At 54.9% G+C, this 17,572-nt stretch carries 11 protein-coding genes and 1 pseudogene; 4 read left to right on the top strand and 8 right to left on the bottom strand.

Going from position 1 to position 17,572, the window contains the following annotated elements:
- Nucleotides 1-9 precede the first annotated feature (9 nt).
- The 6 genes and pseudogenes from ACIPDS_RS16680 to ACIPDS_RS16655 all read right to left on the bottom strand — a co-directional run.
- Nucleotides 10-1,362: a TolC family outer membrane protein gene (locus ACIPDS_RS16680; RefSeq protein ID WP_400738065.1), complete on the bottom strand. Its 1,353-nt coding sequence runs from the start codon at nt 1,360-1,362 to the stop codon at nt 10-12.
- 211 nt (nt 1,363-1,573) lie between these two features.
- A complete protein-coding gene (locus ACIPDS_RS16675; protein ID WP_400738062.1) occupies nt 1,574-4,921 on the bottom strand; it encodes a retention module-containing protein in 3,348 nt (1,115 codons plus the stop codon).
- 329 nt (nt 4,922-5,250) lie between these two features.
- A complete protein-coding gene (locus tag ACIPDS_RS16670) occupies nt 5,251-5,592 on the bottom strand; it encodes a tryptophan synthase subunit beta (RefSeq protein WP_166516547.1) in 342 nt (113 codons plus the stop codon).
- Between the two features lie 72 nt (nt 5,593-5,664).
- Nucleotides 5,665-7,611, bottom strand: a complete 1,947-nt coding sequence (gene lapD, locus ACIPDS_RS16665) for a cyclic di-GMP receptor LapD (protein WP_400738059.1) — start codon at nt 7,609-7,611, stop codon at nt 5,665-5,667.
- A gap of 9 nt (nt 7,612-7,620) precedes the next feature.
- Nucleotides 7,621-8,304 carry a cysteine protease LapG gene (gene lapG / locus ACIPDS_RS16660; RefSeq protein WP_400738056.1) on the bottom strand — a complete coding sequence of 228 codons (684 nt, stop codon included), beginning with the start codon at nt 8,302-8,304 and terminating at the stop codon, nt 7,621-7,623.
- 34 nt (nt 8,305-8,338) lie between these two features.
- A pseudogene (locus tag ACIPDS_RS16655) lies at nt 8,339-9,973 on the bottom strand (Mur ligase); the annotation flags it as partial.
- A gap of 123 nt (nt 9,974-10,096) precedes the next feature.
- Between ACIPDS_RS16655 and ACIPDS_RS16650 the strand changes: the two are divergent.
- From ACIPDS_RS16650 to ACIPDS_RS16640, 3 genes are all read left to right on the top strand, one after another.
- Nucleotides 10,097-10,972: an alpha/beta hydrolase family protein gene (locus ACIPDS_RS16650; RefSeq protein ID WP_400738054.1), complete on the top strand. Its 876-nt coding sequence runs from the start codon at nt 10,097-10,099 to the stop codon at nt 10,970-10,972.
- Nucleotides 10,973-11,015: 43 nt separating this feature from the next.
- The gene (locus ACIPDS_RS16645; RefSeq protein ID WP_400738051.1) at nt 11,016-14,306 is read left to right on the top strand and encodes a CapA family protein; all 3,291 of its coding nucleotides are present in this window, start codon (nt 11,016-11,018) and stop codon (nt 14,304-14,306) included.
- A gap of 203 nt (nt 14,307-14,509) precedes the next feature.
- Entirely contained in the window at nt 14,510-14,947 is a 438-nt protein-coding gene (locus ACIPDS_RS16640) for a hypothetical protein (protein WP_400738048.1), read from the top strand.
- Nucleotides 14,948-15,085: 138 nt separating this feature from the next.
- Here the strand turns inward: ACIPDS_RS16640 and ACIPDS_RS16635 are convergent, their stop codons facing one another.
- Nucleotides 15,086-16,012 (bottom strand): LysR substrate-binding domain-containing protein, encoded by a 927-nt coding sequence (locus ACIPDS_RS16635; RefSeq protein WP_400738045.1) that lies wholly within the window; start codon nt 16,010-16,012, stop codon nt 15,086-15,088.
- A 206-nt stretch (nt 16,013-16,218) separates the two neighbouring features.
- Nucleotides 16,219-16,713, bottom strand: coding sequence for a DUF1097 domain-containing protein (locus ACIPDS_RS16630; protein WP_400738042.1), 495 nt, complete (start codon nt 16,711-16,713; stop codon nt 16,219-16,221).
- Between the two features lie 243 nt (nt 16,714-16,956).
- Between ACIPDS_RS16630 and ACIPDS_RS16625 the strand changes: the two genes are divergently transcribed.
- Nucleotides 16,957-17,562, top strand: a complete 606-nt coding sequence (locus ACIPDS_RS16625; RefSeq protein WP_400738039.1) for an ankyrin repeat domain-containing protein — start codon at nt 16,957-16,959, stop codon at nt 17,560-17,562.
- The last annotated feature ends 10 nt before the right edge of the window (nt 17,563-17,572 follow it).

Here is a 17,572-nt window from a genome sequence, read left to right as displayed (position 1 = left end):
ACAAAAGCGTTACTGTAGTTCAGGCAGTTCGCTGTGCGCGGTTTGCTGTGCTTCTACCGGTTGGGCAGCCGAAGGTGCCTGAATATTCAGCTGTTTTAACAGATCGCCAATACGCGCGTTAATCCGATAAGTGGTGAACATTTCGGTAAACTGCATCTCAACGTAACGGCGCTGGGCGTTGAACACTTCATTTTCACTGTCGAGCATATCCAGCAGGCTACGCTCGCCGATGCTGAACTGCTCCTGATACGCGGTGCGCACCACGGCGCTGCGGTCGGCATAGTCTTTCGCAATCGGCACCTGCTGTCTGGCGTTCTGCCAGGCGTTCCACGACAGGCGCAGCTCCTCATCTAACTGACGCAGGGCGTTGCGTTTCACGTCCTGAGCTTCCTGCATTTTATAGGCATAAGAGGAGAGTTGCGCCTGATCGCTACCGCCGTTGAACACGTTGTAGTTCATTCTGACCATCGCCTGCCACTCCTGGTCGTGGCCGCGCGTGCCGTCAGTATTGTTATCCATTCTGCGGCCAACATCGACATCGACGCTCGGATAAAAACGAGACTTCGCCGCTTCATACTGCTGGCGGGTGGCGTCGACATCCGAGTCTGCCTGTTTGAGCAATGGGCTGTTTTCCAGCATCAGCGTACGCGCTTGTGCCTGAGAGGCGGGGATTTTCGTGGTCATCGGCATTGAGAGCCCCTCGGGCTCTTTTCCGACAACGCTGTAGTAATTGGCCTGCGCGTCTTGCAGATTGGTTTGCTCAGTCAGCAGGTTATTTTTAGCCTGGGCCAGACGGGCTTGCGCTTGTTCATAGTCGGCCGTGCGCCCCACGCCCTGTTCGGTTCGCAGACGGATTTGGTCGAAAATGCGCTCGTGGTTTTTCAGGTTATCTTCCGCCAGTTTCACCATGCGCTGGCGCATCAGAACGTCAAGGTAGCTCTGAATCGCGGTGAGCGCAGTCACTTCGCTGGTATTCATCACCGAGTAGGCCCGGGAGTTGACCGTCGCTTTTTGGCGGGCGACTTCACTGGTGGTGGCAAAACCGTTAAATACGTTCTGCCGCAGATTAATACTCGACTCGCTACGGTGCAGGTTCCGGCGGTGATCGTCAGCTGCGCGGGTGCTGGCGTTATCGGTCTGCTCCCAGCCGGTTCCGGCGGAGAGATCTAAGCTGGGTAAATATCCTCCTTTGGCCGCCCGTAAATCCTGGTCAGCGGAATAGCGGCTATTGACCGAGGCGCTCACCTGCGGATGCCACAATAAGCTGTCTTTCACCGCCTGCTCTAAGGTGGCGGCGTTCGCGATGTGCGTAAACAGCAGCGGTAAAGAGAGGCTTGTTAATACTCTAAGTGGTTTATTCATTATGTTGACCATCCCATCGATCCATTTCCCTGACGCGTGGTTTTTCCGCCAGAAACAATGTCGTTAGACAAAAAAGAAAATTGTGAGCATGGCCCAAACTGCGCCATTGCATCGTGAATCACCGTCGTCGGCTTTTGAGCCGATCTACAACGTTTTGTCGCGCTCGCCGGGCGCGCGTTGCAGGGTCAGCGTTGGCTGACCCTGTGCAGGACTACACCTCTGTATCGGGTTGCGCGATTAAGTGGTCTAGCTCAGCCGCGCCGTGGGCATGCCAGTCCTCAGCGCCATCGCTGCCCGCGCTTTCCGCCGGAACATCCTGGACGTGCCCGACCGTCTGCGTATTGTCCGTGGAGTCCGCGACCTGGATCAGCGAGCTGAGATCTTTTGTCGCATCATCATGGATAATATCGCTGAGGTTGATGACGTTATCCGCGTTCAACGCGCTGGTTTCCGCGGGGGCTGATTTTTCGTCTGCCGGCTCTGCGCTTTGCGCCGTGTCGGTGTCGTTCAACTGTGTATCGATATCGCCCAGCAGCAGATTAAGCGATGTTTGCGGATCGTGGTCCGTGGACTGTACAGCCGATGTGTCAGACTCAACGGTGCTTAAATCGAGATTGTCGTGGTCAATCAGCAGGCTGGCGTTATCCTGGTCTGTCGACGCATCATCGTGGGCCGGGTTGTCTGACTCATGATCGGTGACGTGAGCCTTCTCGCTGTTATCTGCGGCCTCAGTGTCATGGGCGGAGGTATTTTCCGCCTGCTCAGGCGTTACGGCATTATCCGTTTGAGCGGTGGAGTCTGCGTGGTCAGTCTGTTCTGTGGCGCTATCGTCCGTCGCCGCGGAGACCGTATGATGATCGCCGGACGTGGTCATATCAGCGTGATCGGTGGAGTCAGTGTGCGCGACCGCATCGTGATGCTCTTCGGCGTGGGCATCGGCTGTGTCGGTATGGTTACCCTCACCAACCGTAATTGCATGCTCCCCGCTGTTTGCACCAATATCGCCCGATGCGTGCTCCGAGCCTCCCACTTCCGTCGATACATCGACGGTAATCGAACCCGGATCGGTGACCTGGGTCGGTGAGGTTAACGTCAGGTGCGCGTTAAGATCGGCGCTGTCCTGAACATCAATCACCACATTGCCGTTGGCGTCGACGGTATAGTTAACGCCCTGGTAGCTCAATGTCGATCCCGCCGGTAATCCGCCCAGCGAGATGGAGGTGATATGGTCGCCATCAGCCCCGCCTTCGAGGTTAGCGTCAATATTCAGATCGTAATGCCAGCTGGTTTTAACGTCATGATCGCCCGGATTGAGGCCTTCATCGCCCTTACCGGAGATAACGTCGGATATCCGGTTATTGCCACCGAAGGTTTGGCCGTTAATCGTGACGTTGACGCTTTCGTAATAGTTGATGCTGTTATTGACGTTTGCCGAGCCGGCCGACGAACTCCAGTTCGAGTCTCCTGGAACAAAAATATAGTCGTGCGCGTTGCTTGAGCTAGATTCCCGGTTGCCGTTGACCGCGTTCATGGCGTGCTGGGTATTATCGCCCTGGGTATAAGCGCTGCCATCGTGCAGCACGAAGATATCGCTCTTGCCCTCCGTGCCGTTGGCGTTGCCCTGGTCGTAATAGTGAATATTGGCGGCGGGAATGTCGCTTGAGACATATTTCCCGACATCGCCTTTAGATACCCACAGCACGACGTTATCACCCACGGCGGTGATCATCCCGTTGCTATCAACGTCGAAACCGTTACCGCTTGGATCTTTGCTGCCGCCGTTGACCTCAGTGACTTGTGTTCCTGATGTGGCGGTGAAGTCGATGTTTAGGGTGATGTCAGCGTCTGCGTCCGCATCAGCATCCGCGTCGGCATCGGCATCGGCATCGGCGTCGGCATCGGAGTCTGCATCGGCATCCGCATCTGCATCCGCATCCGCATCCGAATCGGCATCTGCATCTGCATCTGCATCTGCATCTGCATCCGCATCGGCATCCGAGTCAGCATCGGCATCCGCATCGGAATCGGCATCCGCGTCTGCATCAGCGTCTGCATCCGCATCGGCATCAGCGTCGGCATCTGCATCAGCGTCTGCATCGGCGTCCGCATCAGCATCAGCATCAGCATCCGCGTCGGCATCTGCATCAGCGTCCGCATCTGCATCTGCATCTGCATCTGCATCTGCGTCGGCATCTGCATCCGAATCGGCATCTGCATCGGAATCGGCGTCTGCGTCGGCATCGGCATCGGCGTCTGCATCAGCATCCGAATCGGCATCCGCATCCGCGTCGGCATCCGCATCGGCGTCGGCATCGGCATCGGCATCGGCATCGGCATCGGCGTCCGCATCAGCATCAGCATCCGCGTCGGCATCAGCATCAGCATCCGCGTCGGCATCAGCATCAGCATCCGCGTCGGCATCTGCATCTGCGTCGGCATCTGCATCTGCGTCCGCATCCGAGTCTGCATCGGCATCCGCATCTGCATCCGAATCGGCGTCGGCATCCGAGTCTGCATCGGCATCCGCATCTGCATCCGAATCGGCGTCCGCATCAGCATCCGCGTCGGCATCAGCATCAGCATCCGCGTCGGCATCAGCATCAGCATCCGCATCTGCATCTGCATCTGCATCTGCATCCGCATCAGAATCTGCATCGGCATCAGCATCCGCATCAGCGTCGGCATCGGCATCCGCATCGGCGTCTGCATCAGCATCAGCATCAGAATCTGCATCGGCGTCCGCATCAGCGTCGGCATCTGCATCTGCATCCGCGTCCGCATCGGCGTCCGCATCAGCGTCGGCATCTGCGTCGGCATCCGCATCTGCGTCGGCATCAGCATCTGCGTCGGCATCAGCATCCGCATCCGCATCTGCGTCGGCATCTGCATCCGAATCGGCATCTGCGTCCGCATCTGCATCCGCATCGGCGTCGGCATCCGCATCGGCATCGGCATCGGCATCGGCATCGGCATCCGCATCTGCATCCGAATCAGCGTCCGCATCAGCATCAGCATCCGCATCGGCGTCAGCATCCGCATCAGCATCCGCATCATCGCGAGAATTATCCGCGTCAGCGTTATTCAGAATCGTGAGTTCTTCGTCTACCTGGGTGTCGGGGAATTCCAGGCCCTGAGTGGGGTAGCCTGCGGTGGGATCGACAATTTCGCCGGTCAGGTCGAGGATGACGTGCGTATGTGCACCGCCCGCGCCGGGTTCACCGCTTCTGGTTGGCGATTGCGGGCCCGCGGCAGTGGCTTCGAGCAGTTGTGTCGGATCCTGTCCATCGGCAATGGCTTGCTGCATGGCAGCAATATCCATTTTATCGGTAGCGGTAGAGGTGGCCTGGAGATGATGGCCGCCTTCCCAGTGGCTATCGCGCCCGAGGTCGAGCGTTTTCCCATTCGGGAGTGTCAGGGTGATGGCGCCGTGGGCACCCGTCTCAATTTGCTCGCCGGTCTGGATTTTGTCGCCTTCTACCAATAAACGGCGACTTCCGTCTGGCGCAATGGCAAAAACCTGCCCAATGATGGCTTTTATTGTTCCGGCTATACCGCTCATATGACACTCCCCATGGTGATTGCAGTTATTCCTTAACCGCGACATCACAAATAAAAGATGGCAACTAATACAGATTTCTATGATGTCATTCAGTTGAATCGGTTAATTTTGCTTATATTTCTCGCTGAAAGCATCTGTAATAAGGAATATTTCTTACTGGTTCGAGGTTATTACGGAGAAAGGATGTATTCTTTGATTTTAATGTGGTTTTAATCGCAATATTTTACGAAATATTGCCAGGCGCAAGTGAAATAAAAAACGAAAAGTAAGGCTGCTAATAATACCCAGGCGTATTGTCATACGCCTGAAATAGTAAATAACCCGAATGATTAAATCAGTCTTTCATCGTCATCGCCAATGAGCCCTTCCAGGCCGCTGAGCGTTTGACGCGCCTGGGCACGGTTCAACAGTTTAGTTTGTGCGGCAGGTGGCAGGTCGGTAATACTGATGACACCTTTACTCATCAGCACTTCAATCAGGTCTTCCAGTACACGAACCATCTCCAGATCGCTCTGCTGGAGCTTTTGTAACGTTGCGGCGCGGATGCCTTCAACTTTAATCCATTCGCTGATTTCCGGCGTTAACTCATGACTGCTTTCCGTCATACCGCTGAACTCAACGGCTTCAACCCGCACAATCCGTCCTTCACCATCGCGTTCGATAAAATGCATGGTTGCTCTCCTGAGATTTATTGTATTTACCCGCCATACTTCATGTTGCACATCAAATGACGACAACGTGAATTATTTAGGGTTGAGCGTGCTGGCGTCGCTGAAATAACGCCCCATGGCGCCGTACAGGCCTATTTTTTCCAGTACCGCCAGCTCACCTGCTGTTTCCACACGTTCGGCGATAAGCGGCAAATTGATCTGCCGTGTCGCCCAGTAGATGGCTTCGATAAATAGCTTTTTATCTTCTTCTTCGTCAATACGATGAATGTACCCACCGTCCACTTTTATCCACGCAAGCCCCCACTGCGGCAGGTTACCGATGAGGTGGAAGCGACCGCCGAAGTGCTGAATACCGAGGCCACAGCCGAGATCCTGCAATTTTTTCACCAGCACGCTCACGCGTTCCGGGTCGGGCAGTTCGTTTTCATCGAGTTCCAGCGTCAAGCGTGATGTCAGATGGCGCGCGGTTTTAAGCGGCTGAAGCAGGGCGTTCAGGCTCTCGTCGTCCGCCACGCTCTCCCCGCTGATACTCAGCGCAAAGGCGTGGGTGGTGCTTTCCATGGCGCGAAGCGTCTGTTTTAGCATCACCACATCCATACGGCGGCCGAGCGCCAGACGGCGAACCCAGGGGATAAAGCGGCCCGCTGGGATAATCTCGCCATCTTCAGTTTTAATGCGCGCCAGAATTTTGCGGTGTAAAACAATATGCAGGTCATTGCACTGGTAAACAGGCTGCGAATAAAGCTCGAACGCCTCTTTATCCAGAATGGCGCTCAGACGCTGATGCCAGTGGTGGTGATCTTCATCCGGCACCGGCTTTTCACTATTTTCAGGGTCGACAAAAGTGTGCATGTCGGCTTCCGCGGCAACCAGAATCTGGTCGGCCTGACGCAGAATCATCTGCGGGGAATCGCCGTAGCGGAAGGCGGTCTCAGCAAAATGCGCCACTGGATTCACGTCGCTTAATCCGGTTTCGTACAACGCTTTGAGCTGCGTATTAAGCGCGTTAGCAAAACTTTCCATTTCCGTGGCTAATACGGGGGCGGTGATTATCGCGAACTCGCCGCCGCGTATGCGAGCGACAAAGCCTTCACTCTGGAAGAAACGCTGCTGTAAGTTGGTGAGAATATCGGCGACGGACTTTAACAGTTTGTCTGTATTCGCACCGCCGAAACGTTGGTTGAGCCCCATCAGATCTTGCACGCGCAGCAGTATCAGATTGCCGTCGGCGTGGTCTTCGTCGCTCAGTTTAGTGAGGAACTTCATGTCGAATGCGCGGCGGTTGTTCAGGCCGGTCAGACTGTCATTGTAGGCTTCCTGGCGCAGGCTTTCGGTGCGCGTTGCCTGTTCGCCGAACAGCGCTTTTAGCTGCGTGACCATCATGTTAGTCGCTTCTACCACCCGGCGAAGCTCCGGCGTTTTGGGCAGCGCAGGTAGGCTCAGAAACTCGCGGCGGCTGATAGCCATCGCCTGTTCGACGATATAGTTCAGCGGTCTCAGACGATGGCGTAACAGGAGCATCGCGCCGAGGATGCACAGCGCGCTACAGCCGATTAACCATAAGAAACTGGCGACGAGGCTTTCCCACAAGCGCGTGAGCGCAAACATCGGGTGGCTGATGACTTCAACGCGCGCGGCCTGCGTCCAGCCGCGCATAACAACGGCTTCCCCCTGGCCCGGGTTTAATCGCACCATGCGGGCAAACCAGGCGGGTACGTTAGCGCTGGGCGGTACATTTTGCCGTTCAATAATGGGCTTACCGCTTTTAATATCAACCACCTGGATGCGATAGAAATAGCCGCTGTCGAAGATGGAGTTCACCATCAGCTCGGTCATCACCGGATCGTCAATATGCGCGGTCAGGGACAGACCCAGTGCGGTGGCGGCATCCTGGGCATGAGCGCTCAGTTGGTTATGGTATTGCTCGCGGGAGCTTTCCAGCGTGGCAAAAAAGTTGCCGCAGAAGATCGTCAGCGTAAACAGGCAGATGCCAATCAGTAGCTGTTTATAAAGTGACATGTCTGCTTCCTATTCATTAATTACAAATCCTTCTGCACGCATCCTGGTGAGAAGATCCTGCCAACGAGAGAGTTTTGTACTGTCGCCTACGCGCTTGCTGCCGCTGGCCTGCGGGATCCATAAACCTTCACCGTTAAAGGAATAAACGGGAAGCAGATCGCTGCGCGCGGTCGCGGGTAATATGGCGGGCTTGAGATTATCCAGAACCAGCGGAATGGCGTCTGGCGTCGCATACCACGTCACAACCATATGCGCTTGATTTAGTTGTAATGCTTTAACGTAGGTAATTCTTAACTGGCTAGCCGGAACGCCCAGCTCTCGTAGGGTAAAGTATTTTGCCAGGGCGTAGTCTTCACAATCGCCCGCGCCTTTACGCAGCGCTTCTACCGGCGTTGCCCAATAATCCTGCTGGCCCCACACCGTCATATCATCAACAAAACGTATCCGCGAATTAAAAAACTGATTAACGAGGTTTAGCTTATTGCGAATATTGCCTTGGGGAGGTTGTTTAAGCAACGTTTCCCAGGCATCGATATTGCGTTGAGCGGCCGGGGTTGCCGGGCCATAAAGCCGCTGGGTGCGCGAGTTGATGGTATTAAAATCCCAACCCGCACCCAAATCTGGAGGCACCAGGAACAGCAGCGCCAGAAAAAGTGGCAGCCAGTGGCGTTGTTGAAAGAAGTTAAATCTCAACGTATTACACCGCATCGCCGCGCGCATGACGCCAGTGTTTACGGTAAGCGACATAGCCGGAGAGGTAGTGCTCTACATCATCGATTCGCACCCTAAAACTGTGGTGGCGAATGAAGAAACTGCCGACGATGCGCGGCGGATTTTTGAAAAACATCGCCAGTTCCGGCCAGAAAAAACCGTTCGCCAGATAGCGCGCGCGCGTCTCTAACGCCCAATTAAATTTCGCCATATCGAAATCGTCCAGCAGGTGGCGATGCTCCGAGTCGGCCAGACGTGCCAGCATCCGCGATGCCGCCATCATGAGCTCAAGCAGGGTCGGATAGGTGGTGACGCGTTCAATCACAAAGTCGAGATGATCGCGAACGTTATCCAGTCCGAACTGGTAGTAGCGCAGATTTGGGCGATAGAGCGTCAGTTCGTTCACGCAGTAGCTGAGCCAGTGGTCATGCGCCTGCCAGTGTTTTTGGGCGATAAAATGATCCATGGCGCGTTCGACGATCGCCAGCCAGCGTGGCGTTTTGGTCAGTCCATACAGGCGCATCAGCGCGAAAGCCGCTTCACCATCGTAATAAATAATCCGGTATTCGGCTTTGAGCGACAGGTCGGCGGCATTGAGTACATGATTGAACCCGCCGGTTTCCGGTTTTTGCATAAAGCCGATACCGTTAGCCAGTCGCTCCATCTGCGGCAGATAGCGCGTATCGCCGGTCAGCTCGGTGTATTTTGTCATGGCGAGTATGCACACCGCATTGCCGCCAAGCTTAATTTCACCGCCGGTATCGATAAGAAAGTCAGCCTCGCTGCCATCTGGCAGCGTGCGGGTTTCAATCAGCGACGTTGAGAGGTCGTGCAGCGCTCGTTCAATAGCGGCAAACTGGGATGGCGCTTGCGTCACCTCCCAGCCTTCCAGCAAAGCGTAGGTCGAGCTGGCATGGCGCAGGGTGTTATAGGTCGGAATCGCCCGGTCAAAGCAGGGGAACCAGCCATAATCGTAGCGCCCCGAAGCCTGTACCTGACGTGCCAGATAGTCGCTGGCGGAGAAGATCATCGGGTCCAGCGCCTCTTCCTGCCAGTGATTCAAACGGCGATAACCGGCGTTACGCCCGCTAAATTCAATGGGGTAGACCTGTTTGCCATCGCTAAATACGCTGCGGGTAGTAAAGCGCCAGATAAGCTGTTCAGGGTTTTCTGGCCACTGTAATGACGTGGCGAACCGCCAATGAGCGTAATGCGCAAGGTTAGTGGCATTGGGCGTAGCCACCCCCTCATTACCGTCATACAACAGCGCATTGGCGTTGATTTCTTGCTCGAGGATGGCGTGCTGAAAATCGGGGGTAAAACTCAGGCCAAAGCGGAAATAATTGCGTTTGGTTTGCGCCAGTTTCTCCTGCAAGCGATCCCAGCGCAGGGTCTGGATTTTATCGACCAGGTCGGCGCGCAGCCAGACGGGCGCGAGATTTTGCTCGCTTTCCCATTGTTGCAACGCTTCGGAAGCGGTCTGCCAGGCTTCATCCAGCGTTTTAGCGCAGGCGTAAGTCGTAAAAGCGCGTTCCTGACCATTGCTGGCGCTCAGAAAAAGAATATATCCCGGGAAGGGGGCAGGCTGTGTGGCAATATCTAGCTGCTCGACCTGTGGCCGAGTATGCGCAAGTAAATGGCTCAGTGACATTTATTCTCCTTGTTGCGCCAGTCAATCCTTGTAGAACATTTTCTCGGGCCAGAATAACACCATGTTCGGCGCTTTGTGTATTCTGTGGAAAATGTTTATTCAATGTTGAACTGGAGTGGGAACGTGCGTGAACGGATCGCTCTTTTTATATTATGTCTCAGTATTTCCTTATCCGCATGGTCATCGCAGCCGCTGCTCTGGAATCAACCGGCGGTAGAAGCGCAATGTCCGCTTCAGCACCAGGCGCTGTGGGTAAAATATGCTGGAGGAAACGCCTGTATCCGCTATTTCTTTGCGGGCAATCTGACTTCCGCGAAAAATGTGGTAGTCGTTCTGTCCGGCGACCGCGATACCTTTATGCGCCGCAACCCCGCAGACATTCCCAATAATACGCTTGAAGCGCTCGACAAGCAGGCGCAAAAACTCTCGGAAAAGATAGGCTTACCCGTCATTATTCTCGCACGTCCGGGAACCTATGGCTCTAGCGGCGATCATGCGAAGCGGCGTCAGCCTGAGGAGTTTCAGGCGCTAGATGCGGCGTTAACGGGCCTGCGTGAACGTTATGGGATGCAGCATTTTATTTTAAGCGGCCACAGCGGCGGCGCGACGGCGGCGGCAGCAATTTTAACGTTAGGTCGTAAGGATATTCGCTGCGCGATTTTAACTTCAGGCGCATATGGGCTTTTAGAAAGAGCTGAACGCTTACGGATTATTCGTGGTGAAAAAAGTCAGCGTGATAAAGATATTAATGGCCTGGCTCATCCATACGATCCGCTTGAACATATCAGTGGAATAGTGGCCGATCCTAAGCGCCACATCCTTATTATCGGTAATTCACACGACCGCGTAACGCCCTTTGATTTACAGGCGAAATTCGCTGCCGCATTACGTACCCACGGCCACTGGGTTTCCTTAATTGAATGGCCCGCGGTGCCGCCTCAATTTCATCAGTTAAAATTCAGTCCCTTGCGACAAAATTTACAGCAATGTGAATTATGATTTGAGTACACCCATTCGAAGTCTCCTTTTCAAGGACACCGACATGCACAAACAGGTACAGGGATGGCAAGCCGATGAGCTGGCCCAACTGTTAAATGGTCAGTGGCGCGCGATGCCGCCGGAGGGCTGGTTTGCGGATGATATCGCCTTAAAAACCTTTGATCTTAAACAGCCTGGGCGTAGGTATCTGCTGGTCGCCATCGACGCGGACACCTGGCATAAAGGGTCGGGAAACTCGGGCATTTATGCCGGCTGGAAAGATACGCACGAGACGCTTAAGCGCCATCATGCAAAATTCTGTGGGGCTATCGTGCAACGATTTATCCCCGAACTGCCGGCAGATTTTCCGCAGCTGGTGGTTGAGAACTCTTACGATGTCCTGAATATCCTTGCCGATGAGGCGCGCAGCCGCATGCAGGGGAAAGTGGTCGCGGTGACCGGCACGGTTGGCAAATCCTCCACCAAAGATTTGCTGGATATGCTGCTGAGTGAAGAGGGAACGGTGATTGCCACACGCGGCAACCACAACACCCGCACCGGGACGGCGGTGAGCCTCGCGCGCTGCATTACTAACCCGGATTATGTTGCGCTGGAAGTGGCGATTTCTGCGCTGTGGATGGCTTCCGGCGGCGTGGGTTCGCGTATTAAAGCCGACGTCGCCATCATTACCGAAATTGGCCTGACGCAGATAAGCGACCACGTCAAAGGCTTACGCGACACCGCGCGCTTTAAGGCACGCCTGTGCCGGGGCATGCAGCCGGGAGGCTATGCGGTGCTCAACCGGGACATGGCAGAGTACGACTATGTTCGCCAACAGGTTGAGGATTACGGCGCCACGGTGCTGACGTACGGCTTTCATTCGGATGCGGATATTTCCGTTACCCGGTATGAAGCGGATACCCTCGGTTCGACAATCACGGTCAATCTCAGGGGCACATCGCTCACCTATCGCCTCAATGTGCCAGGACGCGGCATGGCCGGAAACTCAGTGGCGGTTCTGGCAGCACTGCATCTGCTCGGCATCGACACCGCCCAGGCCGCTCGCCGGATGAGCTATTTCCGCAACGTGGCGAAAAAACTGCAAGCTGAAACCCTGAGTCTGCCCACCGGCGGCGCGGTGACGTTGATTGATGACAACTACAATGCCGCGTTTATTTCGATGAAAAACGGGCTGGAGGTCGCGGCGCTCTATCCGCGCGGTGAAAACCAGCGGCGTATCGCGGTGCTGGGGAGGCTGGCAACGCTTGGCGAGCTGTCACAGGTGAGCCACGAGGCGCTGGCGGAGCCCATTCTGGCGGCCGGGTTTGATAAGGTGTATCTGCATGGCGAGGAGATGCTGGCGCTCAAGAATAAGCTCCCGCCAAATCTTATCGGCGGCTATTTTACCGACGTCGATGTGATGGCAGAAACGGTGCTGGGCGAGCTACGTGATGGCGATGTGGTGCTGGTTAAAGGCAGCGTCAGCGATTCAGATTTCCACCTGATCATCGGCAAAATGAAAGACCATGCCAAAGCGACCGTGGTGCTATTAGGTGACGACGCCGCCACGCTGCTGATGAATCTCACTGATGGCAGCGTCCTGCGCGCCAGTCATCACTATAAGACGTTTAACCCGCGCCATTTGAGCCACCTATTACTGAGCGCTGAACTGGCCGCGGGTATTCTGGCCCGAACGCATCGCCTGAGCGATGTGGTACAGGTGAAGGCCCTGCCCGGTGAGGTGGGCCCGATGCTTGGCTTGCAGGACGGGCAAGGCTTAAGCGTGAAATCCCTCCTTCAGGGGATGCTTATCAGCAATGCCCGTGATGCCGCCATCAACCTCGCTGGCCTGCTTTCTACGCCGTCCTGCGATCCGTTAACGGCGTTATCTACGATGATCGATAAAGCCGGGATGCAAAAAACTCGCCTCACAAACGTGGCGGGCCGTACCCAGCGGGGGCAGCAAAGTACGCTGGAAGACGTGGCATCCTTCATTCGCTATTTTTATCAAACGTATCCCCATCTTTTGCACTGGTTCGCCGATTTTGAGGTGGATATCGGCGGTGTTCTGTATCAAAAGACCCACAATATTCAATCCGACGGTCGGGCAAGCTATAGCTTTTCCTCCGGCGGTTCACCGTGCTGGGGTTTTGCCATTCAGCGTCGGGATAACGCGCTCTGGTTAGCCTGCGCCGCCGGGGCCAGCGATGCTTTCCACCTCGATTATTTGCTCGACGGCTTGCTGGCACAAGATGCGCAGGCCGCAGTGACGCCGATGCCTAAGAGGTTAAATGAACCGTCGATCATCACGCTGGTGGGGGATACCTATTATGGCGAGTGGTACAGCGCCCAGCGGGCCAAACGGGGCGTCGATGATGCGCTGATGCGCTACGGTTATGACTACTCGTTTGAGGGCCTTACTCCGCTCCTCAAAGGCAGTGATTACACCATCGCCAACTTTGAAGCCGCGCTGAGTTTTGACGACCAACACGGTTTACAGGGGCTTAAACCTTTCTGCCTGACGGGTTCCCCGCTGCGGTCGGTGGCGGCGCTTAAAAAAGTGGGTATTGATGCGGTCGCGCTGGGCAATAATCACGTGATGGATGCTGGCGTTGCGGGTGTCGAAAGTACGCTTGCGGCCCTGGAACAAGGGGGAATCGCCAGCTTTGGTGCTGGGCTGAACGCCCAGCAGGCGGAGGCGCCGCTGGTGTTTACGCTGGGAGGCAGAACTTATAAGTTCTACAGCGCCTACTGGTATCGCCGCTATATGGAGCAGGACTGCGCCTTCTATGCGTTACCGCGCCGCGCTGGGGCGGCTTGTCTTAGCGGTGGCCTTGTTGATCAACTGCGCCACGATAAAGCCGCCGATCCCGCTAACACCTGCGTTGTGCTGGCGCATTGGGGTCAGGATTATCGCTGGACGCTGCCAATGCAAAGGCAGCTGGCGAGGCGGCTCACACAAGCGGGGGCCGATCTGATTATCGGCTCTGGCCCGCATATGCTGGGTGAGTTTGAACGGCTGGGCGATAGCTGGGTGGCCTACAGTATTGGCAACGGGGTATTCAACAGCAACGGTGAATATCGGCAGCGCGGTGTACCGCCGTTTAGCTTTATCGCCCGTTTGCTGCTGGGCGGCGCACAGCCGCAGCTTCAGCTTCATCCTATCTACACGCACAACCCGGAAACTTTCTGGCAGCCAAGACCGGTGAGTGATGCTGAGTTTGAACAGGTTATCACCGCTCTTGAAGGGCAGGGCGTGGCCTTCACCCATGATGGCGCGAGAATTGAAACGCTGCCTGAAGGCCGCCGGGCGATAATCCTGCCGCTGCCAGCGCAGTTTAGCTCCCGTCCGTAGGCCCGATAAGCGCAGCGCCATCGGGCAATGAAGCCTGATTGCCGGATGGCGGCGTAAACGCCTTATCCGGCCTACCGAGCTGTAGGCTCGATAAGCGCAGCGCCATCGGGCAATGAGCTTCGCGAGAGGGGGAAATCGTTTTCAGGTTTAAGTCAGGCGCCATTTCAGCCGCTTTGATCGGGTATTGAAATGGAGCGTTGAACATGAAGCGATTTGCTTTTGTCTTGTTATTGCCTTTATTACTCACCGGCTGCGCCACTATTGTCGGCAGCGACGATGAAGCCGTTTATATTGATAGTGTCCCGTCGAATACGCCGTTCATTGTGGCGGATAGCGCGGGCAATATCGTGGCGAAGGGCAGTACGCCGACATCGGTCATCCTGCAAAAGAATGACGGCAGCTATTTTGGCAAGCGGGAATACACGCTGACGGTGAAACATGATGGCTACCACTCCAGCATCGTACCGCTCGAATATCGCCTCAGCTATTGGTACACCTTCGGCAACCTTATTTTTGGCGGGATCCCGGGTTGGTTTATTGTTGACCCATACTCTGGCGGTATGTACACCCTCAAAGAGAACCGGCTGAACGTCATTCTACGACAGTGCGCGCCGGGACCTTTTCGCTATATGTGCACGTGATGGGTATTGACCCTCTCCCTGAAAGGGAGAGGGAGCACAGTCCTATCCTTCGTACACCGACCGGTCCCCTCGCCCCTATGGGGAGAGGGTTAGGGTGAGGGGGGCTGGCTGAGTCTTCAGGGCATTGTGCAATAGCCGTTATTCTTTGCGGTGAAGAAGATCCTGATAGATTTGCGTCAACACTCCCTGCGCGCCAAATTCCTTCTTAATCCACTGCGTGACCTGCCCGGTGGCCGAGTGCTGAGTTGCCAGCAGCATCCGCGAATCCTGACGCGGATTATGGATTTGGCGGGTCACCAATAACGACTGGGCCTCTCGCACCATATAATCCGGCAAAAAACCAATTCCTGCCCCGAGGATCTGGCACTGGCATTTGGTATTGAAATCCGGCACCAGGATCGACTCCTGGCCATGAAGGAGCCAGCCGACCTTTTTATTAATGGTATGCGCAGTATCCTCCACCATGATGTTGGGATACAGCCGCAGCTGGCTTTCGGCAATGGGCTCCGGCATAAACGCCAGCGGATGAGTCGGGGCAATGGCAAACGCCCAGCGGATGGCACCAATTTCGGTGTAATCAATACCGCCGCCGTCCAGCAGGGTATCGGGCGCGCCGATAGCGATATTAGCCTGGTTATTAATGATCGAATCCCACACGCCGTTATAGACCTCGGTGGTCACCGCTATCTGGCAGGTTGGAAACTGCTTTTTCAATACCTGAAGCAGCCGGGCGGTGTGCTTTGGCGTATACAGCAACTGGTTAATACAGATGCGTACGCGAGTCTCAATTCCCTGGGCGATGGTATCAATGCTGCGCTTGATGGCGTGGAAATCATTAAGCAGATCGCTGGCTTTGCGAAAGAAATAGCGGCCTGACTCGGTGAGTTCAATGCTGCGCGTGCTGCGGGTAAACAGCACCACATCCAGCCCGGTTTCCATCCGCTTGATGGTATAGCTGATGGCGGAGGTGGTCAGCCCTAGCTCCTCCGCCGCTTTGCTAAAGCTGCTTAACCGTGCGGCGGTGGTAAACGCCAACAGATTTTCTTCAGTAAAAATTGAGTTCATCCGCGCACTCCTGCCATCAGTGAGATCCACTGATGAATGTATTGGTAGTGCTTATGGTTGGGCAATCATTTTTGAATAACTTTTAAAACCGCCGTTTATGCTTCTATTTGGCATGCTGCCGGATGGCGGCGTAAACGCCTTATCCGACCTACAACAGATATTCATTCGTAGGCCGGATAAGCGCAGCGCCATCCGGCAGCATACCGCTACGCCGCCTCTTTCGAGGTGGCTTCGCTCAGCTTGCGTCCGGTATATTCCGAGATAATCCCGACGCAGTTCCCGGCAAAAAAGCCCAGCAACGTGACCCACCAGTTCATCCCGGTGGCGAAAAACAGCGTCATGCCAAGAAAGCCGCCGGGAATAAATGAGGTGAGCCAGAATCGGCCCTGCCAGACCACTACGGCGGAGAACGGTACCGTCATGACCACGCCAGCCCAGAAAGGCGACAAGCCGCTTACCGACGCTAGCCAACCGGAGGCCATCGCGGCCAGAAACGCCCAGACGGCCCCGGAATAATTCACGAACAGGCTCTTTACAAAACCGGCGTTGCCACCGCCTGCCGCGTAGAAGCTACAGAAAGCGACAAACCCGATGGTGCCCAGTAATTCCCAGCCAGGTGCTAGCCCAACCTGCGAGGACACCATCTGCCAGAGACCTGCACAGATCCCAACAGTAATGCCCGTTGCGGTGAGTCCGTTCATGATGATTTCCTCTCATATTGTGGTTTCGTGCTGAAACTATATAGAAAGAAAACCCGATTGAGTTAAGGGGCATAGCGGCAAAGAAATAAACGGTGCACTATCGCACAGTCTGTACGCATTATTAAAATTTTTTCAATAATCAGGCGAGTTATGGCGAATAAAATTTAAGCGGGTTCTTTTCTATCAATTTCGTTGCTATTCTCAATTCATCAAAAAACAGCCACAAAAATCAGGGGAATGATAATGACCAATACCAATCTGATTGCTGATTATCTGTTAGCAGCGCAACAAGGTGAGCTGGCAAAATTAAAATCCTGTCTGCATCAGGGTGTCGATATTAATGCTGTTAATCGTCAGGGACAAACAGCCATTACGCTGGCGAGCCTGAATAAAAAATATGATTGCGTGGTGGCCTTACTGGCCGCCGGTGCGGATATTAATAAACAAGACCAGACCTGTTTAAATCCTTTTTTAATTAGCTGTCTGAATAATGATTTAACGCTGCTGCGTTTACTGTTACCGGCCCGTCCGGATTTAAATCGTTTAACCCGTTTTGGTGGCGTGGGGCTAACGCCTGCCTGTGAAAAAGGCCATTTTGACATCGTCAAAGAGCTATTGCATCGCACCCACATTAACGTCAACCACACCAACTTTGTCGGCTGGACGCCGCTGCTGGAGGCCATTGTGCTCAATGACGGCGGTAAAACACAGCAGGCGATTATCGGCCTGTTGCTGGAGCATGGCGCCAGCCCGCACATGACCGACAAATACGGCAAAACCCCACTGGAACTGGCGCGGGGCAAGGGTTACGAAGAGATAGCCAAGCTTCTGATTGCCGCCGGAGCGTAACAGAGGAGAC

It is taken from the genome of Kluyvera sp. NPDC087067, assembly GCF_044745165.1.
GTDB lineage: Bacteria > Pseudomonadota > Gammaproteobacteria > Enterobacterales > Enterobacteriaceae > Kluyvera.
This window is presented reverse-complemented; position numbering and strand designations above follow the sequence as displayed.